At 60.8% G+C, this 21,633-nt stretch carries 18 protein-coding genes; 11 read left to right on the top strand and 7 right to left on the bottom strand.

Annotated elements, in window-relative coordinates; all coding sequences use genetic code 11:
• Positions 1-239: 239 nt before the first annotated feature.
• The 3 genes from EGJ27_RS04370 to EGJ27_RS25010 all read left to right on the top strand — a co-directional run bounded on the left by EGJ27_RS04370 (position 240) and on the right by EGJ27_RS25010 (position 4,195).
• The gene (locus tag EGJ27_RS04370) at positions 240-2,732 is read left to right on the top strand and encodes a bifunctional diguanylate cyclase/phosphodiesterase (RefSeq protein ID WP_125829508.1); all 2,493 of its coding nucleotides are present in this window, start codon (positions 240-242) and stop codon (positions 2,730-2,732) included.
• Between the two features lie 186 nt (positions 2,733-2,918).
• The gene (hexR, locus tag EGJ27_RS04365; RefSeq protein ID WP_125829507.1) at positions 2,919-3,785 is read left to right on the top strand and encodes a transcriptional regulator HexR; all 867 of its coding nucleotides are present in this window, start codon (positions 2,919-2,921) and stop codon (positions 3,783-3,785) included.
• Positions 3,786-3,973: 188 nt separating this feature from the next.
• Positions 3,974-4,195, top strand: a complete 222-nt coding sequence (locus EGJ27_RS25010; RefSeq protein WP_125829506.1) for a PA3496 family putative envelope integrity protein — start codon at positions 3,974-3,976, stop codon at positions 4,193-4,195.
• Here EGJ27_RS25010 and EGJ27_RS04355 read toward each other — a convergent pair.
• The gene (locus EGJ27_RS04355) at positions 4,149-5,084 is read right to left on the bottom strand and encodes a LysR family transcriptional regulator (protein ID WP_177522967.1); all 936 of its coding nucleotides are present in this window, start codon (positions 5,082-5,084) and stop codon (positions 4,149-4,151) included. The two genes, EGJ27_RS25010 and EGJ27_RS04355, sit on opposite strands and share 47 nt — an antisense overlap.
• A 201-nt stretch (positions 5,085-5,285) precedes the next feature.
• Between EGJ27_RS04355 and EGJ27_RS04350 the strand changes: the two genes are divergently transcribed.
• From EGJ27_RS04350 to EGJ27_RS04335, 4 genes are all read left to right on the top strand, one after another.
• Positions 5,286-6,701, top strand: coding sequence for an acetyl-CoA carboxylase biotin carboxylase subunit (locus tag EGJ27_RS04350; RefSeq protein ID WP_125829504.1), 1,416 nt, complete (start codon positions 5,286-5,288; stop codon positions 6,699-6,701).
• An 11-nt stretch (positions 6,702-6,712) separates the two neighbouring features.
• Positions 6,713-8,521: a sodium-extruding oxaloacetate decarboxylase subunit alpha gene (gene oadA / locus EGJ27_RS04345; RefSeq protein WP_125829503.1), complete on the top strand. Its 1,809-nt coding sequence runs from the start codon at positions 6,713-6,715 to the stop codon at positions 8,519-8,521.
• A gap of 224 nt (positions 8,522-8,745) precedes the next feature.
• On the top strand, positions 8,746-10,068 hold the full coding sequence (locus EGJ27_RS04340) for a type II toxin-antitoxin system HipA family toxin (protein WP_256672655.1): 1,323 nt from the start codon (positions 8,746-8,748) through the stop codon (positions 10,066-10,068).
• Positions 10,065-10,343 (top strand): helix-turn-helix domain-containing protein, encoded by a 279-nt coding sequence (locus EGJ27_RS04335; protein ID WP_125829502.1) that lies wholly within the window; start codon positions 10,065-10,067, stop codon positions 10,341-10,343. Before EGJ27_RS04340 ends, EGJ27_RS04335 begins: the two co-directional genes overlap by 4 nt.
• A 99-nt stretch (positions 10,344-10,442) precedes the next feature.
• Here EGJ27_RS04335 and EGJ27_RS04330 read toward each other — a convergent pair whose 3' ends face one another.
• Genes EGJ27_RS04330 through EGJ27_RS04320 form a run of 3 tightly spaced genes read right to left on the bottom strand, consistent with a single transcriptional unit; the run spans position 10,443 to position 12,225 of the window.
• Positions 10,443-11,114 (bottom strand): GNAT family N-acetyltransferase, encoded by a 672-nt coding sequence (locus EGJ27_RS04330; RefSeq protein WP_125829501.1) that lies wholly within the window; start codon positions 11,112-11,114, stop codon positions 10,443-10,445.
• A 14-nt stretch (positions 11,115-11,128) separates the two neighbouring features.
• Positions 11,129-11,575 (bottom strand): GNAT family N-acetyltransferase, encoded by a 447-nt coding sequence (locus EGJ27_RS04325; protein WP_125829500.1) that lies wholly within the window; start codon positions 11,573-11,575, stop codon positions 11,129-11,131.
• A gap of 23 nt (positions 11,576-11,598) precedes the next feature.
• Positions 11,599-12,225 carry an FMN-binding negative transcriptional regulator gene (locus EGJ27_RS04320; RefSeq protein ID WP_125829499.1) on the bottom strand — a complete coding sequence of 209 codons (627 nt, stop codon included), beginning with the start codon at positions 12,223-12,225 and terminating at the stop codon, positions 11,599-11,601.
• A 98-nt stretch (positions 12,226-12,323) separates the two neighbouring features.
• Between EGJ27_RS04320 and EGJ27_RS04315 the strand changes: the two genes are divergently transcribed.
• The 3 genes from EGJ27_RS04315 to EGJ27_RS04305 all read left to right on the top strand — a co-directional run bounded on the left by EGJ27_RS04315 (position 12,324) and on the right by EGJ27_RS04305 (position 16,166).
• The gene (locus EGJ27_RS04315; protein ID WP_371920838.1) at positions 12,324-13,898 is read left to right on the top strand and encodes a PLP-dependent aminotransferase family protein; all 1,575 of its coding nucleotides are present in this window, start codon (positions 12,324-12,326) and stop codon (positions 13,896-13,898) included.
• Positions 13,899-13,944: 46 nt separating this feature from the next.
• Positions 13,945-15,156, top strand: a complete 1,212-nt coding sequence (locus tag EGJ27_RS04310; protein ID WP_125829497.1) for a YeeE/YedE family protein — start codon at positions 13,945-13,947, stop codon at positions 15,154-15,156.
• A gap of 125 nt (positions 15,157-15,281) precedes the next feature.
• Positions 15,282-16,166, top strand: coding sequence for a bestrophin family protein (locus EGJ27_RS04305; RefSeq protein WP_125829496.1), 885 nt, complete (start codon positions 15,282-15,284; stop codon positions 16,164-16,166).
• Positions 16,167-16,223: 57 nt separating this feature from the next.
• Here EGJ27_RS04305 and EGJ27_RS04300 read toward each other — a convergent pair whose 3' ends face one another.
• The 3 genes from EGJ27_RS04300 to aspA form a co-directional block, all read right to left on the bottom strand.
• A complete protein-coding gene (locus tag EGJ27_RS04300) occupies positions 16,224-17,228 on the bottom strand; it encodes an asparaginase (protein ID WP_125829495.1) in 1,005 nt (334 codons plus the stop codon).
• 29 nt (positions 17,229-17,257) lie between these two features.
• Positions 17,258-18,706 (bottom strand): sodium:alanine symporter family protein, encoded by a 1,449-nt coding sequence (locus EGJ27_RS04295; protein WP_125829494.1) that lies wholly within the window; start codon positions 18,704-18,706, stop codon positions 17,258-17,260.
• A gap of 275 nt (positions 18,707-18,981) precedes the next feature.
• Complete coding sequence (gene aspA, locus EGJ27_RS04290; protein WP_125829493.1) at positions 18,982-20,406, bottom strand: aspartate ammonia-lyase; 1,425 nt, start codon at positions 20,404-20,406, stop codon at positions 18,982-18,984.
• A gap of 202 nt (positions 20,407-20,608) precedes the next feature.
• Between aspA and EGJ27_RS04285 the strand changes: the two genes are divergently transcribed.
• Positions 20,609-21,520, top strand: a complete 912-nt coding sequence (locus EGJ27_RS04285; protein WP_125829492.1) for a LysR substrate-binding domain-containing protein — start codon at positions 20,609-20,611, stop codon at positions 21,518-21,520.
• Positions 21,521-21,633: the final 113 nt, after the last annotated feature.

Below are 21,633 nucleotides of genomic sequence, written 5' to 3'. Positions count from 1 at the left end.
GGCTTAAAAAATCCGGGGTGCTGACGACCGGTCATGTCGGCTCGCAAGTGGCGGGAGCGTTGAGCGCCGCATGTAACGCAGGCGAGGGGTCGACGCAGGTTCTCGGGTTTTATCCGCGCACGGTGTTTGGTCCGCTCCGACGCTTGTGTATGCTCGACGCATGCTCAGGCCGTGGTTCTGTAGGCCGCCGGCGAATCCGGTGGCGCACGGAAATGCCGATCAATGACAAGAAAAACGCCATGACAGACAGTTTCAGCGCGAACGACGCCTATGACGGCAGTCGCCGCGGCCTTCTCAAACAGTTCGCCAGCCAGTTGGCAGTCGAGCGGACACGCTTGCTCTACCAGGGATCGGTGCTGCCGACCCTGTTCATGCTTATCAACGGCCTGGTATGCGCCTGGCTGCTCTGGAGTCCGCAAGGCTACCTGCGGGTGAGCATCTGGCTGGGCTGGCTGGCGGCATTGATCTGCCTGCGGGTTTCCCAGGTTGCCGCCTTTCGCAATGCATCACCGGAGCGCCAGGCAGCGCCCATCTGGCAGCGCATGTTCCTGCTGGGAGCCGGTGTCAGCGGCCTGACCCTGGCTACCGCCGCGTGGGTCATGGTGCCGGTGGATAATTTCGAACAACAGGCATGGGTTTTCGGCCTGATCGGTGCGGCCACGCTTTCAGCGAGCGTGGCCTATGCGGTCAGCCTCTGGGCGTTTCTGGCCTTCAGCCTGCCGTGCCTGGTGCCGCCGATTCTCTATCTTTTCCTGGGTGCCGATGTTCCTTTGCGCGGTTGGGGTTGGTTGGGCCTGATCCTGTTGTTTGCGCTGGTCGTCGTCGCCTGGCAAGTCAACCGCCTGATCCTGCGAGGGCTGCTGCGCCGCTTTCAGAACCAGGCGCTGATCGAGCATCTGCAGCAGGCCCAGACCCGCAGCGCCCAGCTCAACAAGGAGCTGGCAAAAGAGATCGAGCAACGGCGCCAGGCCGAAGTCAGCCTCATGGAGGCGCAAGCTGGGCTGGAGAGCCGGGTCATGCAACGCACGCTTGAGCTGGAGGAGGCCAATCAGGCACTGAGCAAAAGCCCGCCGCGCCTGGCCGCAACGGTATTCGAGGCGGCCAGCGAAGGCATTCTGATCCTTGACCCGGATTACAACATCCTGACCGTCAACCGTGCGTTCAGCCGGGTATCGGGCTACGAGCCGGAAGATGTCATCGGCCGCAAGGCGATGGATATCGCCAGCAGTCGGGACGCGCGCCGTCACTTTCAGACCATCCGCCAGTCACTGGAGCTGACCGGCAGCTGGCAAGGCGAACTGATTGAAACGCGCAAGAACGGCGAGCTGTATCCGCAATGGCTGCAACTGAGCGTGGTCCGCGACTCGGCCGGCAACACCAGTCATATCGTGGGTTTCCTGGCGGATCTCTCGGCGCGTCGGGAGTCGGAAGAGCGCATGCGTTACCTGACCCATTTCGATGAGCTGACCGGGTTGGCCAACCGTTCGCTGTTCCGGGATCGTTTGCGTGAAGCCAGCCTGCGAGTGCGACAAGGCGGGCGCAGTCTGGCGTTGCTGCACATCAATCTGGACCGGTTCAAGCTGCTCAACGAGAGCCTGGGCCACGAAGTTGCCGACCAGTTGCTCAAGCATGTAGCCCGCCGACTGAGCAGCACGCTGCCGGAAGCCGACACTATCGCGCGGCTTTCCGGCGACGAATTCGCCGTGCTGTTCGATGGTTATGCCAACCTGTCGAGCCTGGCGCGGGTTACCAGCCGCCTGCTGACCAAGCTGCGCACGCCGTTGTCGGTGGCCGGCCATGATCTGGTGGTCAGCGCGTCGGTGGGCATCAGCCTGTTGCCGGACTCGGCCCGGGAAATTCCCGCATTGGTCAGCCAGGCAAACATGGCGATGCAGCACGCCAAGCATCTGGGCGGGAACAACTTCCAGTTCTTCACCGACAGCCTGCAAGCCAGCACCCTGGAACGCCTGCAACTGGAGATCCAGCTGCGCAAAGCCATCGAAGAGCGCCAGCTGGAAGTGTTCTATCAGCCCAAGCTGACCCTCAAGAACGGACGCATGGATGCCGCCGAGGCGCTGGTGCGCTGGCGCCATCCGGAGCGGGGTATGGTGCCGCCGGGCGAGTTCATCGGTCTGGCCGAGGAAACCGGCCTGATTGGCGCCATCGGGGAGTTTGTCTTGCGGCAGGCGTGTTGGCAGGCCTGCGAGTGGCAGCGCCAGGGACTGGCGCCGATTCGGGTTTCGGTCAACCTGTCGGTGCATCAGTTGCGCCAGGGCAAACTGGTCAGCCTGGTCCGGCAGGTGCTCGATGAAACCGGGTTGGCGCCTCAATACCTGGAGCTGGAACTGACCGAAAGCCAACTGCTCGACAGCGTCGAACACATCATCGCGACCTTCCTGCAGTTGCATGAGCTGGGTGTGAAACTGGCTATCGATGATTTCGGTACCGGCTACTCTTCATTGAGTTATCTGAAGCGCTTCCCCGTGGATTACGTGAAGATCGACCAGGCGTTCATTCGTGGGCTGGGAGAAGGAACCGAGGATGCGGCCATTATTCAGGCGATCATTTCCATGGCCCACAGCCTGGGCCTGGAGGTAGTGGCCGAAGGCGTGGAGAATCAGGACCAACTGGCATTTCTCAGGGCGCATGGTTGCGACGAGGTCCAGGGTTACCTGATCAGCAGGCCCGTCGAAGCGGATGTCATGATCGGGATATTGAGTCGGCCGGTGTAGGACCGGCCGAATGCATGGGTCGCCAGGGTCAATGATGTAGGATTATTCCCACAAAAATGGCCGTTTTGCCGTATGTGGGCCTGGATGCGAGGTTTGAGCCTCGTTTAACTGGGCGGTTTGCAGGTCATGTAGTATAACTACAAGAAAGCTACAACCCAGCCCACCGCACTTTATAGAGTCAGTCCCTTGAATCTGCTGCAACACATCGCCCAGTCCCGTCATCTGCTGCGCAAGTCAGAGCTCAAGGTAGCCGATCATGTGCTGCTCGATCCTGCGGCGGTGATGCACAGTTCCATGGCCGATCTGGCACACAGCGTGGGTATCAGTGAGCCGACGATTGTGCGTTTCTGTCGGGCCATCGGGTGCACCGGGTTTCAGGACCTCAAGCTGAAGCTGGCGCAAAGCCTGGCTGCGGGCGCGAGCTTCGGGCAGTTCGCGATTCACGAGGATGACTCGGTCGCCGACTTCAGCCTGAAGATCTTCGACACCACGCTGCACACCTTGATGGAAGTGCGCGAGAACCTCGACCCTCACGCCTTGCAACAGGCAGTGTCGGCGATGGCCGGCGCCAATCGCGTGGAGTTCTACGGCTTCGGGGCCTCAGGTGCGGTTGCCGCCGACGCCCAGCACAAATTCTTTCGGCTGCTGCTGACTGCGGCGGCCTATTCGGACCCGCACATGCAGGCCATGTCGGCGGTCACGCTCAAGCCTACGGATGTTGCGGTGTGCATCTCCCAATCCGGACGTTCGAAAGACTTGCTGATCACGGCCAATCTGGTGCGCGAGAGCGGGGCGACCCTCATTACCCTGTGCCCGAGTCAAACGCCGCTGGCCGAGCTGTCGTCGGTCAATCTGGCAATCGATGTGCACGAAGACACGGAAATCTATACGCCGCTGACCTCACGCATCGCGCATCTGGTGGTGATCGACGTGTTGGCCATGGGCGTTGCCATGGCGCGCGGCCCGAGCCTGGTCAACCACCTCAAGAGTGTGAAGCGCAGTCTGCGTGGGCTGCGGCTGTCGCCCAAGTCTGTGAAGACTCACGACGATTGACGGCCTTTCAGTAGCGCGACTATCGCCGGTCAGCACGGCACAGATGCGTTACATATGTATTTTTCTCCTTTCGAACCTGATGACAGCGGGCCTGCGCAGCCTTAATCATCTTGTCATGTGTTCGCCGCCTGATCGTCATCCCCGAGCGTCATTCTGTATGCCCACACCACGTATTGGGGAGACAGAACATGGCTCGGCACTACGATGATTTACCCAAGAGCGCCGTCAAAACCCGTCGTCAACTGGAAGACCAGCGACGTATGGAGTTTCGCCGCGCAATCGAGAGTTACAGCGAGGCGCGCCAACTCAACCAGGATCTCTGCGATTACCTGGACAGCGCGCCCGAGCATCTCTGGCAGTCAGTCAGACCTTCCGAGGGCGGCCGTCGAAACGTTCAACAAGCTGGCTGATCTGCGCACGTTCCGTGCGGATGAAGCCAAGGAAGGCATGAGCGACCGGCGACAGACGCTTGTCCCTGGCCTGCACCACGCACCAACTGCGGTATAACGGCAACTCGGCCACGGGCAGCTCCTTGAGCGCGCCGGTGGCGAGTTCCTGACTCACCGCGTGCCGCGTCAACATCGCCAGCCCTAGCCCGGCCACCACGCATTCACGCTGCGCTTCGCTGGAAGACACCTCCAGCGTCTGGGTGAAATGCACGCGTTTCTCCTTGAAATATTCCTCGCATGCCCGGCGCGTTCCCGAACCCGATTCGCGAACCAGCAGCGGCCAGGGTTCCAGCTCCTTGAGGCTCAGCTGTGCGGCGGCGCACAACGGATGATCCGGCGGCGCTACGGCGACGATCGGATTGTTGAGAAAAGGCAGGAACTCCAGGCCCATGTCCTGCGGCACCATCGACATCACCACCAGGTCGTCACGGTTGTCCGACAGGCGCCGGATGACCTGGGCACGATTGACCACCGTCAGGTTCAGGCTGACTTCGGGGTGCTGGCGCTTGAAGGCCGCGAACAGGTGGGGAGTGAAGTATTTGCAGCTCGATTCCACTGCCAGCTTCAGCTGCCCTTGCAACGAACCCTGCATGTCCGAAAGCTGCATGTCGAGGTTTTCCAGGCGTCCGAAGATATCCCGGCTGGCCTGTTGCAGCGCCTCGGCCGCTTCGGTCAGGTACAGCTTTTTGCCGACGTACTCGAATAACGGCTGACCGACCAACTCTTCCAGTTGACGAATCTGCAGGCTCACCGCTGGCTGGGTCAACGCCATTTCTTCCGCTGCCCGGCTGTAAGAACGCAGGTCGCAGACTTCATTGAAGATCCGCAGCTGACGCAATGTCATACGCATCAATGACTTACGCATTAGTGCCGCTCCGGCCAATAGCTGAAGTGCTGACTATAAGCTTTTACTTATGGCTACCCCAATTTTTACTCATTTTTATTAATTGCTGATCCGGCTTAGGGTGGTCCTGCGTCATTGAGCCACATGTGCGGTTACAAATGCGGCGACCTCGTCGGGTCGCGGATCCTTATGGTTGAGGAAAAGCCAGTGATAACAAAAATATTGATCGCCAACCGTGGAGAGATTGCCGTTCGGATCGTGCGCGCCTGCGCCGAGATGGGCATTCGCTCGGTGGCCATCTTTTCGGATGCCGACCGCCATGCCCTGCATGTCAAACGTGCAGACGAAGCCTATAGCATTGGCGCTGAACCACTTGCCGGTTATCTGAACCCTCGCAAGCTGGTGAACCTGGCCGTGGAGACCGGTTGCGATGCATTGCATCCAGGTTACGGGTTCCTTTCTGAAAATGCCGAGCTGGCGGAAATCTGCGTCGAGCGCGGTATCAAGTTCATTGGCCCTGCGGCGGAAGTCATTCGCCGGATGGGCGACAAGACCGAAGCGCGGCGCAGCATGATCAAGGCCGGCGTGCCCGTGACGCCGGGCACTGAAGGTAACGTGGCCGATATCCATGAGGCGCTGGTAGAAGGTGACCGCATCGGTTACCCGGTCATGCTCAAGGCTACTTCCGGTGGCGGCGGGCGCGGCATTCGCCGTTGCAACAGCCGCGAGGAGCTGGAGCAGGCTTTCCCGCGAGTGATTTCCGAAGCTACCAAGGCTTTCGGTTCTGCCGAAGTGTTTCTGGAAAAGTGCATCGTCAACCCCAAGCACATCGAGGCCCAGATACTGGGCGACAGCTTTGGCAATGTCGTGCATCTGTTCGAACGCGACTGCTCGATCCAGCGCCGTAACCAGAAGCTGATCGAGATTGCCCCCAGCCCGCAACTGACCCCCGAACAGCGCGCCTATATCGGCGACCTGTCGGTGCGTGCGGCCAAGGCTGTCGGCTACGAGAACGCCGGCACCGTGGAGTTCCTGCTTGCCGACGGCGAGGTGTACTTCATGGAGATGAACACCCGGGTTCAGGTGGAGCACACCATCACCGAAGAGATCACCGGCATCGATATCGTGCGCGAGCAGATCCGCATCGCATCCGGGTTGCCGCTGTCGGTCAAGCAGGAAGACATCATTCACCGCGGCTTCGCCCTGCAATTCCGGATCAACGCCGAAGACCCGAAGAACAACTTCCTGCCCAGTTTCGGCAAGATCACCCGCTATTACGCGCCCGGCGGCCCCGGCGTGCGCACCGATACGGCGATCTATACCGGTTACACCATCCCGCCGTTCTACGACTCGATGTGCCTGAAATTGATCGTCTGGGCGCTGACCTGGGAAGAGGCCATGGACCGCGGCCTGCGTGCACTGGACGACATGCGCGTGCAAGGCGTGAAGACCACCGCCGCCTATTACCAGGAAATCCTGCGCAATCCGGAATTTCGCAGTGGCCGGTTCAACACCAGCTTCGTGGAAAGCCATCCTGAACTGACCAACTACTCGATCAAGCGCAAACCTGAAGAGCTGGCCCTGGCCATCGCCGCCGCCATCGCCGCCCATGCGGGCCTGTGAGGAATAGAACAATGAGCAAGAAAATCTTCGTCACCGACACCATCCTGCGCGACGCTCACCAGTCGCTGCTGGCAACCCGCATGCGCACCGAAGACATGCTGCCGATCTGTGACAAGCTCGATAAGGTCGGTTACTGGTCGCTGGAAGTCTGGGGTGGCGCAACGTTCGACGCCTGCGTGCGGTTCCTCAAGGAAGATCCGTGGGAGCGCCTGCGCCAGTTGCGTGCGGCGTTGCCGGAAACCCGTCTGCAAATGCTGCTGCGTGGGCAGAACCTGCTGGGCTATCGGCACTACAGCGATGATGTGGTCAAAGCGTTCGTCGCCAAAGCGGCAGACAACGGCATCGATGTGTTCCGCATCTTCGACGCGATGAATGATGTGCGTAACCTGCAGGTGGCCATCGAGGCGGTCAAGGCGACCGGCAAGCATGCGCAAGGCACAATCGCCTATACCACCAGCCCGGTGCACACCATCGAGGCCTTCGTCGAACAGGCGCGGCAGATGGAGGCGATGGGCTGCGACTCGGTCGCGATCAAGGACATGGCCGGGTTGCTGACGCCATTCGCCACGGGTGAGCTGGTCAAGGCGCTGAAAGCCGAGCAGTCGTTGCCGGTCTTCGTTCACTCCCACGACACCGCAGGCCTGGCGGCCATGTGTCAGCTCAAGGCTATCGAATGCGGTGCGGATCACATCGACACCGCGATTTCCAGCTTTGCCTGGGGCACCAGCCATCCGGGCACCGAGTCCATGGTTGCTGCGCTCAAGGGCAGCGAGTTCGACACCGGCCTGGATCTGGAGCTGCTACAAGAGATCGGCCTGTACTTCTATGCCGTGCGCAAGAAGTACCACCAGTTCGAAAGTGAGTTCACCGCGGTGGATACCCGCGTCCAGGTCAATCAGGTGCCTGGCGGGATGATTTCCAACCTGGCCAACCAGCTCAAGGAGCAGGGCGCGCTCAACCGCATGAACGAAGTGCTCGCCGAGATTCCGCGGGTGCGCAAAGACCTTGGCTATCCACCGCTGGTCACGCCGACCTCACAAATCGTCGGCACCCAGGCGTTCTTCAACGTGCTGGCCGGCGAGCGCTACAAGACCATTACCAATGAAGTGAAGTTGTACCTGCAAGGCCGTTATGGTCGGGCGCCGGGTCAGGTGGATGAAAAGCTGCGCCGTCAGGCCATCGGCAACGAAGAGTTGATCGAGGTGCGTCCGGCCGACCTGCTCAAGCCGGAAATGGACAAGCTACGCGCGGAAATCGGCGCGCTGGCACAGTCGGAAGAAGACGTGCTGACCTATGCCATGTTCCCGGATATCGGGCGCAAGTTCCTGGAAGAGCGCGCTGCCGGCACCCTGACGCCCGAAGTGCTGTTGCCGATTCCTGAAGCGGGCGCGGTTGCCCGGGCAGGCGGCGAGGGCGTCCCGACCGAATTCGTCATCGACGTGCATGGTGAAACCTACCGCGTGGACATCACTGGCGTGGGCGTGAAGGCGGAAGGCAAGCGGCACTTCTACCTGTCCATCGACGGCATGCCGGAAGAGGTGGTGTTCGAACCGCTCAACGAGTTCGTCAGCGGCGGCGCCAGCAAGCGCAAGCAGGCTCACGCGCCCGGGCATGTCAGCACCACAATGCCGGGCAATATCGTCGACGTGCTGGTCAAAGAAGGCGACATGGTCAAGGCGGGTCAGGCCGTGCTGATCACTGAAGCGATGAAGATGGAAACCGAAGTCCAGGCGTCCGTCGCCGGCAAGGTCGTGGCTATCCACGTCGCCAAGGGTGACCGCGTCAATCCGGGCGAAATCCTGGTGGAGATCGAAGGCTGACCAAAAGCCCGTATCGCGAGTAAAAATTTAAGATTTACCTCATTGGGGAAGCGCGAGCTTCCCCTTTTTTTGCCCCGAAAATGGGCCTCCATCTTTCACTATCTGTATTAAATTGCAGCTAGCCAGCTTTTCCACCGCGAAAATCTGCATTAAAGTGCATTTTTTTAGCGGTCCGCCCCAGGTATCTGCACTACAATGCAGACGCACTGGTTCGAGGGGCAACCATGGAACTCACGCTACAGCTGTACGCGAGCCAACGTTGGCAGGACGCTATGACGCTTTCGTTTGCCGAGCCGATAAAGGGGCTTCTCGGTCCGTGCCGCGTCGGATATCTCTCCAAATACGTCCACAGCAACCTGGATGCATTTCAAAGCCCGTTCAAACAGGCCGTCAGTGCCCGGCTGCCGGTGGATTTCAATCCACTATCGCTGCCAGAGGCTCCGGCTTTTCTCCACGATATCGCGCCGTCGGGTGCGGCCAAACGCTTTCTGATCAAGCATCTGATCGGTCGAAAGCCGGAAGGCATCAGCGATGATCTGTACCTGCTGACTCAGAGCACGCCCGCTCCGATAGGGAACATGCGAATCAAAGAGTCTCTCGAGGCTCTGGACGCTGGTACTCCGTTAGGATTCTCCCGACAGGATGTGATTACTCGCGATCAACGCTTCCTTGAATATGCTTACGAGCAAGGCGCGGCAATCGGTGGTGCTACAGGCGCTGGTGGTGAGGCGCCGAAACTGCTGATGACGGAGGCGCAGAGCGGACAGCTCTATCCGGACGCGATCCTGCCGGATGCACAAGCGCGCACCCACTGGTTTATCAAATTCTCCCGTAATCAAGCGTTGAAGGACGATCAAGATATCCTGCGCAGTGAACACCTGTATTACCAGGCTCTGCGCGCTCTGAATATCGATACGGTAGCCAGCGATGATATGGGCCTTGAAGAAGGCGCCAAACCCAGTCTGTGGCTCAAGCGCTTTGATCGCCGCGTTAGTCAGCAGGGTGTTGAGCGGTTAGCGGTGGAGTCGGTTTATTCGTTGGCTGGTGTCACGATACCCGGCAGTCGAATGGATCATGTGTACGTGGTAACTCATTTAGCGCGGCTCTGGTCGCAAGCGGGTCAGCAGAAGCAGGTGGTGGAACTGGTCTGTGATTACATGCGACGGGATTTGATCAACAAGATACTGGGCAACTCTGATAACCACGGTCGAAACACTGCCATTATTCGCTTTGATGACCGGTTCGAGCTTGCCCCGATTTATGATCTGGCACCGATGGTCATGGATGCAGAAGGCGTCACCCGGACCACCAAATGGCCGAAAGAAATCGAGAGGGCAGGCGATATCAATTGGCGCAAGGCATGTGGTGCCTTGGCTGATATTGCCGACCCCGAACATCTCTTCGAGCATTTGCGGGGGGATGCCGCGCGGTTAAGGGCTCTACCCGACCTGTTGCAGGACAGCGGCTTGCCTCGCAAAACCTTTGAACACCCGGCCATTGCCCTGGGAAAACTGGATCAGCGGTTGGCTGATTGGGGACTGCTATGACGCTCTCCATTGACGCTCGTGTGTTGTTGATAGAAGAGGTGCAGAACGGCATTGCCGATGGCTCGCTGCAAATCGGCGACGCGGTCAGAAGACTGCGTGTCGAAGGAGCCAAGATGCCCCAGAGCACCTACGCCCAAATCTGCAAAATCTCAGTGCGTACGCTGATCCAGATCGAGCAGGGAGAAGGTAACCCGACGCTCAAATCCTTGAACGCAGTGTTCCGGCCTTTCGGATTGCAGATGGGCGTTGTCAGGCGCAAGCGGGATTTCGCCTGAGAGGTCGAGCCCGCCTCGGTCCATGTAGGAGCGAACTTGCTCGCGAAGAGGCCGGTGCAGCCGAAAGATGTGGGCCGCTTGGTTAGATGTCTTCCGTTCCTACGATCTGAATCCCTCAAGCCCTTTGATCTGCTGCCCGTCCTTGAAGTTATCCACAGCCAGCCATCCCTCGAACGCTTTCTGTAAATCCGGCCATTCGCTGTCGATGATCGAATACCACGCCGTATCGCGGTTCACGCCCTTGATCACCATGTGCTGGCGGAACGTGCCTTCATGGCTGAAGCCGAAGCGGTTCGCTGCGCGTTTGGAGCGGGCGTTGTTGGCGTTGCATTTCCATTCCAGGCGGCGATTGCCCAGGGCGAAGGCTTCCCGGGCCAGCAGATAGACCGCTTCGGTGCCTTTGGGCGTGCGCTGCATCGCCGCGCCGAAAGTGACATGGCCTATCTCGATTCGACCGTGGGCGGGGACGATCGACAGAAAACTGATGATGCCTTCGGCGATGCCGCTTTGCTGATCGATCACGGTGTAGAACCATGGATCGGTTTCAGCGGCGTGGCCGGTCAGCCAGGCATCGAACCCGCTGCGCTCGCTAAATGGACCGTAAGGCAAGTAATCCCATAATTTCGGATCGGCATTCGGACCTTCCAACGCCTGCCACAGATCAGCGGCATGGCGGGCGACATCGAGTTTTTCCAGGCGAATGAAACGCCCTTCGAGCGTTCGGGTGTCAGGGCGCTTTGCATCTTGCCAGTGCAGTTCGGTTTCGGACATGTGCGGACTTCCGGTCAGAGGGCTTTGCGAAATTGAATGAAGCCGCCGCGTTCGGCGATGCGTTCGTACAGCTGGATGGCCGTCGCATTGGTTTCATGGGTCAGCCAGTGAACCTTGTCGCAACCATCGGCCTTGGCGGTGGCGTAGACATGTTCGATCAGCGACCTGCCCAACCCGGTGCCGCGTTGCTCCGCAGCGACGTACAGATCCTGAAGGTAGCAGGCATCGTTGATGCTCCAGTTCGAGCGATGGTAGATGAAGTTCACCATGCCGACGGCTTTACCGTTCATCCAGGCGAGTGCCGAATGATTGGGCTCAGTGTCGTCGAGCAGGCGTTGCCAGGTGACGTCACTGACGCCGGGCGCCAGTTCGGTGTTATAGAACTGCAGGTAGGCCCGCCACAACGGCAACCAGGCGGCATGATCATCGGCGGTCACTGGACGAATCTGTGCGGTATGCATTGTGGACTCCTCTGGTTCACCCGTCAGGGGTTCATCAGCCGGGCCAGTTCCCGATCCTGCGGGTCGGCGCTGGCGGCCAGGCCGCTGCGTACCCCGGCGTAGTCTTCGGCGCTGCGGTTCTGGCCCAGCTTGCGCTTGCCTTCCAGGCGCTCGATGGGCAGCGCAAAGCCGACGATGGCACCAAGCATCTTGGCGATGTAGTCGGCGGGCGCATCGTCCACCGACCAGGGCTGGCTGCGGCGGGACTCATGCTTGTCGGTCAGCTCGCTGACCAGCTGCCGCAGGCGTTGGGCATCGGTGAAGACCTCGGCCCGGCCATAGGCGTGCACGGCCAGGTAATTCCAGGTGGGTACGACTTTCTCGTGTTCGGCCTTGCTCGGATAAAACGACGGGCTGATGTAAGCGTCACTGCCGGCAAATACCACCAGCGCTTCGCAGCCGGTCGCCAGGTCTTGCCATTGCGGGTTGGCTTTGGCGAGGTGGCCGTAGAGCGTGCCGCGGGCGCCTTGTTCCGGGCGTAGCAGCAGGGGCAGATGCGAGGCCTGCAAACCGTGCTCGCCATGGGTCATCAGGATTGCCAGGCGAGTCTGGTCCATCTGCTGCTGCAAGCTCGCAAGATCGGTGTCACGAAAGGCTGCGGGTGTGTACATGGAATTTTCCTTGGCTGACCGGCAAATCCTAGGCAGGCTAATGGCTCTTTGTAAGATCCATTTCCGATCAATTCAGCAGGGCCATTGCCGTGACGATCATTCCTTCATTTCCACTCAGCCTGGCCGGTATCGAGCTGGATCGTAAGCGTGGTCTGAGTCGACAGCTCTACCAGGCGCTGCGCCAACGCATTCTCGATGGACAACTGAGCAGCGGAGTGCGGCTGCCGGCGAGCCGGGATCTGGCGGCATTGCTGTGCATCTCACGCAACACGGTCATGCGGGCTTACGACCAACTGTATGCCGAGGGTTTTACCGAAGGGCGTGTGGGTGACGGAACGTACATTGCCGCGCTGCGTAGCGCCGAACCGGGCGAAGTGAACAGGCAGCGCGAGAGATTATCCACAAATGTATCCACAGGCTTATCAACAAGCTTACCCACAGCCTTATCCACAAATTCACTAAAAAACAGCGTGAAAGTTCCCTCTGAAGTTATCCACAGCGCGGCGCTGGAACGGTTGAACACACATCACCTGAATGATCCGCTCAAGGGCGAACCTCGGGCGTTTCGCGTCGGCGTGCCCGCATTCGATCTGTTCCCTTTCGACATATGGGGCAGGCTTCAGGCGGCTTTCTGGCGCAGGCCGGGGCTTCATCAGCTCGGCTATGGAGAGCCGGCCGGCGAGTGGCGGCTGCGCGAGCTGATCGCGGCCTACTTGCATTCATCGCGTGGACTGAATTGCAGCGCTGAACAAATTCTGATCACCAGTGGCGCGCAGCAGGCCATCAGCCTTTGTGCACAGTTGCTTCTGGAGCCGGGGGATGCAGTGGCGGTGGAAAACCCAGGCTATCGTGCAGCGGGGCACGCGTTCGCCATCGCCGGTGCCCGCGTGCAGGGAATGGCGGTCGATGTCGAAGGCATGCGCTGTGATGAACTGGAGAGCGGGCAGTGTCGGCTCGCCTATGTGACGCCGTCGCATCAGTACCCGACCGGCGTGGTGATGAGCCTGGCGCGGCGTCTGGAATTGCTGGCCTGGGCCGAGAACAGCGGCGGCTGGATCATCGAGGATGACTACGATGGCGAATACCGTTACAGCGGCGCACCGCTGGCACCCTTGGCGGCGCTCGACCGGCAAGGGCGAGTGTTGTACGTCGGCACCTTCGGCAAGGTAGCGTTTCCTGCGCTGCGGCTGGGTTATCTGGTGTTGCCGCCAGCGCTGGTCAAGCCGTTCGCCCAGCGCAAAGCACTGGATATGCGCCATTCGGAAGTCAGCACCCAGCTCGTCATGGCGCAGTTCATCGCCCAAGGGCATTTCCAGCGGCATATCCGGCGCATGCGGCGTGCCGCGCTGAGTCGGCGCAATGCCTTGCTGGCCGGTTGGCCGAACGATGTTCCCGGCTGCCAGCCGATGCCCAGGGCGGTCGCCGGTCTGCATGTGATGGTCAAGGTGGACAGCGTCGCGCGCGAACAGGAACTGATCGCCAAGGCCGGTAGTGTGGGTGTTGAAATCAATGCACTGAGTGATTACTGGTTGTCGGATTCAGCAGAGCCTGTGGATAACCGTGCCGGGCTGGTGCTTGGGTTTGCCGCTGTCGACGAACACGCGATCACAGAGGCGTTGATGCGACTGCGGCGTGCCTGGTGCGTCAATCCCGACCATTTGGCTGGGTCATGAGCGGGAGTATACTCGCCACCACTTTTCATTTGTCACAGAGCCAGTCATGAGTACTTCCCTTTCTGCTACACCGGAACGCAAGTTCGGCGCTCCGTTGGCCGCGCTGTTCCTGCTGTTGCTCGGCGCCCAGTTCCTGTTGCTCAGCGTCGGCATGCATCAAGTGCTGTTGTGGATCGTCGGCGCCGCCCTGGGAATCACCCTTTATCACGCCGCGTTCGGCTTTACCTCGGCGTGGCGGGTGTTCATCCGTGAACGTCGTGGCGCCGGGCTACGGGCGCAGATGGTCATGCTCGCAGTCGCCGTGCTGCTGTTCTTCCCGGCGCTGGGTGCGGGCGAGCTGTTCGGCAAGCCGGTGACAGGCCTGGTGGCTCCGGCCGGTGTCTCCGTGATCGTCGGCGCGTTCATCTTTGGTATCGGCATGCAGCTGGGCGGCGGTTGTGCATCCGGCACGCTGTTTACCGCAGGCGGCGGCAACGCCCGAATGCTGGTCACGCTGCTGTTCTTCATCCTCGGTTCGCTGATCGCTACCCACCATGTGGACTGGTGGTTTGCCTTGCCGTCTTTTCCTGCAACGTCGGTGGTCAAGACCTTCGGTGTGGTTCCCGCGTTGCTGGCCAACCTGGCGGTCTTTGCCCTGATCGCCTTCGTCACCGTGAAACTGGAAAAGCGCCGTCATGGCCAGCTGGAAGCCCCGGTCACCAGCGAACACACCGGCTTGCGCCGTGTACTGCGTGGTCCGTGGATTCTGGTCTGGGGCGCGGTGGCATTGGCGCTGCTCAACTACGCAACGCTGGCGCTGGCCGGCCGACCTTGGGGAATTACCTCGGCGTTCGCGGTCTGGGGCGGGAAAGTGGCGAGCGGCATGGGCGTCGATGTCGCCAGCTGGCCGTTCTGGCAGATGCCGGCGAATGCCAAGGCGCTCGCCGCGCCGGTCTGGGAAGACATTACCAGCGTGATGGACATCGGCATCATGCTCGGCGCCCTGTTGGCGGCTGGCCTGGCTGGACGCTTCGCCCCGAACCTGAACATTCCGAAGCGCTCGCTGGTAGCGGCGGTCATCGGCGGCCTGCTGCTGGGCTACGGCTCGCGGCTTGCCTACGGCTGCAACATCGGCGCCTATTTCAGTGGGATCGCATCCGGCAGCCTGCACGGCTGGCTGTGGCTGGTTGCCGCCTACATCGGCAACGTGGTGGGTGTCCGACTGCGTCCGATGTTCTTCACCGGCGAACGTCCGCAAGTGGCATTGAGCGGTTGCTGAACCGCTCTGGGTCGACGGTCTAAAAAAGGTAGCTTGCGAACCATCTGCTGTAACGGCATTCAAACACCCTGTAGCGGCAAGGCCGATGTAGAGCGGCCCGGCCATTTCACAAAAGGGGTGAGCCTTTGCAGCAGACGATCATTGAGAAAATCCGGTTTCTCGGCAAGACCATCGGGTATGTGGGCTGGTCGCTGTTCTGGCTGTTGATCTGGGATGTGATCGTTACCGTGGACTTCATGCTCTATCTGGAGCGCAAGATCACGTTGCCGTCGATGCCTTTGACCCTGCTGGGTTCGGCTCTGGTGGTGCTGACCAGCTTTCGCAACTCCAGCGCCTACAACCGCTGGTGGGAAGCCCGGACGTTATGGGGCGCGCTGGTCAACAGCTCGCGCAGCTTTGCCCGGCAGGTGCTGACCCTGGTGGAGGACGACGACGGCATCAATCCGGTCAAGGCCGTGTTGCTGCGTCGGCACGTTGCCTACGTCAAATGCCTGTCCGCCCATTTGAAGGGCGGGAGCTGCGGCGACGAAGTACGCGCGCTGATTCCACGCGAAGAATACGAGCGGCGGCACGACACCAATAACTTCCCCAACGACTTGCTGAATGCTTCGGCCGCGCTGCTGGCCAAGGAATACGCCGCCGGCCGTCTGGACAGTATTCGCCTGTCCCGGCTGGAATCCACGCTGGTGGATATCTCCAACTGCCAGGGCGGCATGGAGCGGATCGCCAATACGCCACTGCCATACCCCTACGTGGCTTTTCCACGCCTGTTCATCACGTTGTTTTGCCTGATCGTGCCCATCGGCCTGGTGGAAACCCTGGGCTGGTTCACGCCGCTGGCTTCTACCGTGGTGGGTTTCATGCTGCTGGCCATCGAACGGATCGGTACCGATCTGCAGAGCCCGTTCCGGGCCAGCGAACATGAAATCCAGATGGAGGCGCTGTGCGAAAACATCGAACGCAATCTGGATTCGATGCTGCGTGATGCGAAGGAAGAGTGCACCGTTTGATCGGTGCGAACGGCGGGAAATCGGGACCGAACGGCTCGGCCCCGATCATTTGACCTGTCAGCGCAGTTCGCCGCAAAGGTCCAGTTCGATGAAGCGCCGGACTTCGGCAGTGTCCAGACCTGACCCCAGCAACGCATGCAGTTTGCCCAATGCCGCTTCGCGGGTCATGCCGCCGCCGGACAGTACGCCCGCCACGCGCAGGCGGCTGCCTGCTTCGTAGACGTCCAGCTCGACGCCGCCTTCATGACACTGAGTGATGGCGACCACACAAACGCCTTGTGCGTTGGCGCGGGACAGGCTGGCGAGAAATTGCGCATCGTCGCTTGGGCCAGTGCCGCTGCCGAAACACTCCAGAACCAGACCCTGAATACCGCTGTGGACCATGGCATCGACCTGCGCAGCGCCGATGCCCGGATACAGCGGCAATGCGGCAACGCGAGCCAGTGCCTTGGGATGGCGATAGCTCAGTGCTTCGGGCAACACATCCAGCGCCTGACCGCCACGCGAGCGTTCCAGCGAAGCGAACGGGTGGCGTCCGAAGCTGCGAACTTTCGCGCAGCGGGTCGGCGCCAGCAGCTGGCCGTGGAAGTACAGATGAACACCCGCCGCCAGACCGCCGCCTAGCGCAAGCAGGGCGCCGTTGACGTTTTCCCAGGCATCGCTGTCCGGCACGCCGGCCGGCAGCATCGAGCCGGTGAAGACCACCGGTGCGTCGAGCCCCAGCAACTGGAAGCTCATGGCTGCGGCGCTATAGGCCAGGGTATCGGTGCCATGCAGCACCAGCACGGCGTCGCAGCCGTCTGTATCGACGGCTTCGACCACCGCATCACGCAGCCGCAGCCAGTAGGTCGGGGTCATGTTGGCGCTATCGATCAGCGGCGACATCTCGCGAAAACGCCACTGCGGAACGACCAGCTCCGGCAGCTCCGCCAGCTGCGCGGCCATCCGCGCCTCGAAGCCCGACGCGGGTGCCAGGCCGCCAGCGCTGGCCTGCATACCTATCGTGCCGCCGGTATAAAGAACCATCACTCGTTGGGCGGGTCGTGATACATCGTGAGTCATGGCTGTTCTCCTGCGCGGCGCTTCGGTGATTACTGTGCTTGAACGGGTTTGGCGTCTACCTCGGCCGTGTTTACCGGCTGCCCGGTCGGGTTGGCCGGCCATGCGGTGCGGTCCAGGTCCAGATCCGGGAATTTGCTGGAGTCGAAGACCGGTGTCTTGATCCCGGCTTTACGCTGTGCATCGTAGTCGGCCAGGATGCGTCGGGCGACCTTGAACAGCAGGGCCAGAGCGATCAGGTTGACGAACGCAAGCATGGTCATGGCGATGTCGGCAAAGGCGAACACGGTCTTGAGGTCCACCACTGCACCCCAGAGAATCAGCACCAGCACCAGAATCCGGTAGCCCACCAGGGCGCCGAGCTTTTCGCCAACCAGGTAGCGCAGGCTGTTTTCGCCCAGGTAGTAGTTGTAGAGGATCGAAGTGAATACGAACAACGCCAGCGCAACGCTGATGAAGATCCGACCCCAGTCACCGACAACTGCGGCAAGCGAATTTTGCGCCAGCACGATACCGTTGCCGTCGTAGCCCACGTCGTAGATACCCGACAGCAGAATCAGCAGCGCGGTGCAGGTGCAGATCACGAAGGTGTCGAGAAACACGCTGAATGCCTGGACCACGCCCTGGGCAACCGGGTGCTCGACCTGAGCCACGGCCGCGACGTTCGGCGCACTGCCAAGGCCCGCTTCGTTGGCGAAAACGCCACGCTTGACGCCCATGACAATCGCACTGCCAATCAGGCCGCCGAAAACCGGGTCAAGGCCGAAGGCGCTCTTGACGATGGTCATCAGCATGGCCGGTACGTGGTCGATCTGGATGGCGATAACGTAGAGGGTGACCGCGATGTAGATCAGTGTCTTGACCGGAACCAGCAGGTCGGAAATCGCGGCGATACGCTTGATGCCGCCGATGAAGGCCATGCCCAGCAGCACGACCAGGCAGATGCCGGTGGTCATCGAGTCGACGCCGAACGCGCTGTGCAGCGAGTCGGTTACTGCGTGGGATTGCAGGCCGTTGAACGAGAAGCCGAAGGTCACCAGCAGCAGCACGGCCATGACCATACCCAGCCAGCGCTTGCCCAGACCGTGCTCGATGTAGAACGACGGGCCACCGCGGAACTGGCCTTCGGAGTCCTTGCGCTTGTACAGCTGGGCCAGGGCGCATTCGATGAAGCTGCTGGACATGCCGACCAGCGCGGTCACCCACATCCAGAACACGGCGCCGGGGCCGCCGAGGGTCACGGCAATGCCGACACCGGCAATGTTCCCCGCACCGACGCGACCGGCGAGGCTGAGCATCAAGGCCTGAAAGGAACTCAGTTGGCCGGAGCTGCTGCGCAGGCTGTCGCGGAATACGGCGAACATATGGAAGAAATGGCGAAACTGGACAAACCGTGAGCGGATCGTGAAATACCCGCCCAGGCCGACAATAAGGACGATCAGCACTTTGCCTGAGAGGAAGTCGTTAATCATTTCCAGCATTTTTGTTATTCCTCGTTACATTTGAGGGGGCGCACTATACCGGTGCGAAGTTTTTACGTCTGTAGCCGTTTTCTTGTGTGACTGATTCTTCATTTACGGCGCTAAATGAATGTTCCCCCTGTGTTTGCAGGGAAAACGAGTCGCCTGATGTAGGAAAAACACGAGTGGATTTCCGACGAGCAGGCAAAAAAAAGGGCCTGGAGAATCACTCCCAGACCCTCAAAAGCCGAGGGCTGTCTAGGACCCTCAACCTGGTGAGCGTGTTGCGTGATGCATCAGGCCTTCAAGGGCGCCAGACGCGGGGCAATCATGTTTTCCGGACGCAGGATGTCGTCGAGCATGGTGTCGTCGAGCAGGCCCTCTTCACGGACCAGTTCCAGTACGCCACGGCCGGTTTCCAGCGCGATGCGTGCGATACGGGTCGAATTCTCGTAGCCGATGTAAGGGTTGAGCGCGGTGACCAGACCGATCGAATGCTCGACCAGCTCGCGGCAGCGCTGTTCGTTGGCGGTGATGCCGACGATGCAATGCTCGCGCAGCATGTCCATGGCACGTTGCAGCAGGCGAATCGAGTCGAAGATCTTGTAAGCGATCAAAGGCTCCATGACGTTGAGCTGCAATTGGCCGCCTTCGGCCGCCATGGTCAGTGCCAGGTCGTTGCCGATGATCTCGAAAGCCACCTGATTGACGGCCTCGGGAATCACCGGGTTGACCTTGCCCGGCATGATCGAACTGCCCGGCTGGCGCGCCGGCAGGTTGATTTCATTGATGCCGGTGCGCGGGCCGCTGGACAGCAGGCGCAGGTCGTTGCAGATCTTCGACAGCTTGACCGCGGTGCGCTTGAGCATGCCGGAGAACAGCACGAACGCGCCCATGTCGGAGGTTGCTTCGATCAGGTCGGCGGCAGGCACCAGCGGCTGGCCGCTGATGGTCGCCAGACGCTCGACCGCCAGGTGCTGATAGCCAGGGTCGGCGTTGATGCCGGTGCCGATCGCCGTGCCGCCCAGGTTCACTTCGGTCAGCAGCTCCGGCGCCAGGCTGCGCAGGCGGTTCAGGTCTTCGGTCAGGGTCGTGGCGAAGGCGCGGAATTCCTGGCCAAGCGTCATCGGAACAGCGTCCTGCAGCTGGGTGCGGCCCATTTTCAGGACGTGGTTGAATTCTTCACCCTTGGCGGCGAACGCCTGGATCAGGCTGGCGAGGCTGGCCAGCAGCGCGTCATGGCCCAACAGCAGACCCAGGCGGATGGCCGTCGGGTAGGCGTCGTTAGTCGACTGCGCCATGTTCACGTCGTTGTTGGGGTGCAGGTGCTTGTATTCACCTTTCTCGAAGCCCATGGTTTCCAACGCAATGTTGGCGATGACTTCGTTGGCATTCATGTTGGTCGACGTGCCGGCGCCGCCCTGGATCATGTCCACCACGAACTGATCGTGGAAATCGCCACGGATCAGCCGTGCGCAGGCTTCGCTGATCGCCGCATGCTTGGCGTCGTTGAGGTGCCCGAGCTGGTGGTTGGCGTCTGCTGCCGCCTGCTTGACCATTGCCAGTGCCACGACCAGTTTCGGGTAGTGGGAAAGCGGCACGCCGGAGAGGTGGAAATTGTTCACCGCTCGCAGGGTCTGAATGCCGTAGTAAGCGTGGGCAGGTACTTCGAGGACACCAAGCAGGTCTTTTTCGATGCGCGATGATGCAGACGAGGACATGATAGAGAGAGTCTCAAGATAGGCACGGACAATGCCGGAACGCCCCGAATAGTGGGCTTTGCGGTTATGATTGACCAATGCTGTTACAAGCTGGGCTATGCAAGAACGGCATAACGATGGTGTGACGCCGTCCGTATGCGGAACGTGGGCAGGTCGTCGGCACTGGATGGCCTGCCATCCTGAGATCAATCCGGGAGATGTGATGAATCTGGAAAGCAAATGGCTGGAGGACTTCAGCGCCCTCGCCGCAACGCGCAGCTTTTCCCAGGCTGCCGAGCGGCGTTTCGTAACGCAGCCGGCTTTCAGTCGTCGCATCCGCAGCCTGGAGGCCGCGTTGGGGCTGACCTTGGTCAACCGTTCGCGCACGCCAATCGAGCTTACGGCTGCCGGTCAATTGTTTCTGGTCACCGCGCGAACCGTGGTCGAGCAATTGGGCGAAGTGGTTCGCCACCTTCATCATCTGGAAGGCGGGCAGGGCGAAGTGATGCAGGTGGCGGCCGCGCACTCCCTGGCCCTGGGGTTCTTCCCGCGCTGGATCGCGCAGCTGCGCAATGAAGGCCTGAATATCGCGACCCGTCTGGTAGCAACCAACGTCGGCGATGCCGTTCACGCGTTGCGCGAAGGCGGCTGCGACCTGATGCTGGCGTTCTACGACCCGGATGCGGCCCTGCAGATGGACGCCGAAATATTTCCTTCACTGCATCTTGGGCAGACCGAGATGCTGCCGGTCTGTGCGGCAGATGCCAACGGGCAGCCGCTGTTCGACATCGAAGGCGAGGGCAGCGTGCCTTTGCTGGCCTACAGCGCCGGGGCTTTTCTGGGGCGTTCGGTGAACCTGCTGCTGCGTCAGCGCAACCTGCGTTTCACGACTGTCTACGAAACCGCAATGGCTGACAGCCTTAAAAGCATGGCGCTCGAAGGGCTGGGGATCGCCTGGGTGCCGCAGCTGAGCGTGCGCGCCGAGCTGGCGCGGGGCGAACTGGTGGTCTGCGGCGGCCCGCAATGGCACGTCCCGCTGGAAATTCGTCTGTACCGCTGCGCCTTGGTGCGCAAAGCCAACGTCCGGCTGCTGTGGCGCAAACTTGAAGGCGCGGCGGCGCAAGAGTCGTCCTGACGCCGCAGTGGTAAAAAGCTGTAACGGATGGTCGCCCAGGGGGCTGTCATCCTGACGCTTTGCGGTATACTGCGCGGCCTTTGGCCGGTTTGATCGGTCATTTTTCGTACAGC

This window comes from Pseudomonas sp. v388 (assembly GCF_003935425.1).
Lineage (GTDB): Bacteria > Pseudomonadota > Gammaproteobacteria > Pseudomonadales > Pseudomonadaceae > Aquipseudomonas.
The sequence above is the reverse complement of the archived record's forward strand: the minus strand, read 5'-3'. Positions and strand labels throughout refer to the sequence as shown.

What these genes read in the sequence shown, in the direction of transcription:
- EGJ27_RS04370 (WP_125829508.1), top strand. Translation starts at nt 240, where the DNA reads ATGACAGACAGTTTCAGCGCGAACGACGCCTATGACGGCAGTCGCCGC.
- EGJ27_RS25010 (WP_125829506.1), top strand. Translation starts at nt 3,974, where the DNA reads ATGGCTCGGCACTACGATGATTTACCCAAGAGCGCCGTCAAAACCCGT.
- EGJ27_RS04355 (WP_177522967.1), bottom strand. Translation starts at nt 5,084, where the DNA reads ATGCGTATGACATTGCGTCAGCTGCGGATCTTCAATGAAGTCTGCGAC.
- oadA (WP_125829503.1), top strand. Translation starts at nt 6,713, where the DNA reads ATGAGCAAGAAAATCTTCGTCACCGACACCATCCTGCGCGACGCTCAC.
- EGJ27_RS04340 (WP_256672655.1), top strand. Translation starts at nt 8,746, where the DNA reads ATGGAACTCACGCTACAGCTGTACGCGAGCCAACGTTGGCAGGACGCT.
- EGJ27_RS04335 (WP_125829502.1), top strand. Translation starts at nt 10,065, where the DNA reads ATGACGCTCTCCATTGACGCTCGTGTGTTGTTGATAGAAGAGGTGCAG.
- EGJ27_RS04330 (WP_125829501.1), bottom strand. Translation starts at nt 11,114, where the DNA reads ATGTCCGAAACCGAACTGCACTGGCAAGATGCAAAGCGCCCTGACACC.
- EGJ27_RS04325 (WP_125829500.1), bottom strand. Translation starts at nt 11,575, where the DNA reads ATGCATACCGCACAGATTCGTCCAGTGACCGCCGATGATCATGCCGCC.
- EGJ27_RS04320 (WP_125829499.1), bottom strand. Translation starts at nt 12,225, where the DNA reads ATGTACACACCCGCAGCCTTTCGTGACACCGATCTTGCGAGCTTGCAG.
- EGJ27_RS04310 (WP_125829497.1), top strand. Translation starts at nt 13,945, where the DNA reads ATGAGTACTTCCCTTTCTGCTACACCGGAACGCAAGTTCGGCGCTCCG.
- EGJ27_RS04300 (WP_125829495.1), bottom strand. Translation starts at nt 17,228, where the DNA reads ATGACTCACGATGTATCACGACCCGCCCAACGAGTGATGGTTCTTTAT.
- EGJ27_RS04295 (WP_125829494.1), bottom strand. Translation starts at nt 18,706, where the DNA reads ATGCTGGAAATGATTAACGACTTCCTCTCAGGCAAAGTGCTGATCGTC.
- aspA (WP_125829493.1), bottom strand. Translation starts at nt 20,406, where the DNA reads ATGTCCTCGTCTGCATCATCGCGCATCGAAAAAGACCTGCTTGGTGTC.
- EGJ27_RS04285 (WP_125829492.1), top strand. Translation starts at nt 20,609, where the DNA reads ATGAATCTGGAAAGCAAATGGCTGGAGGACTTCAGCGCCCTCGCCGCA.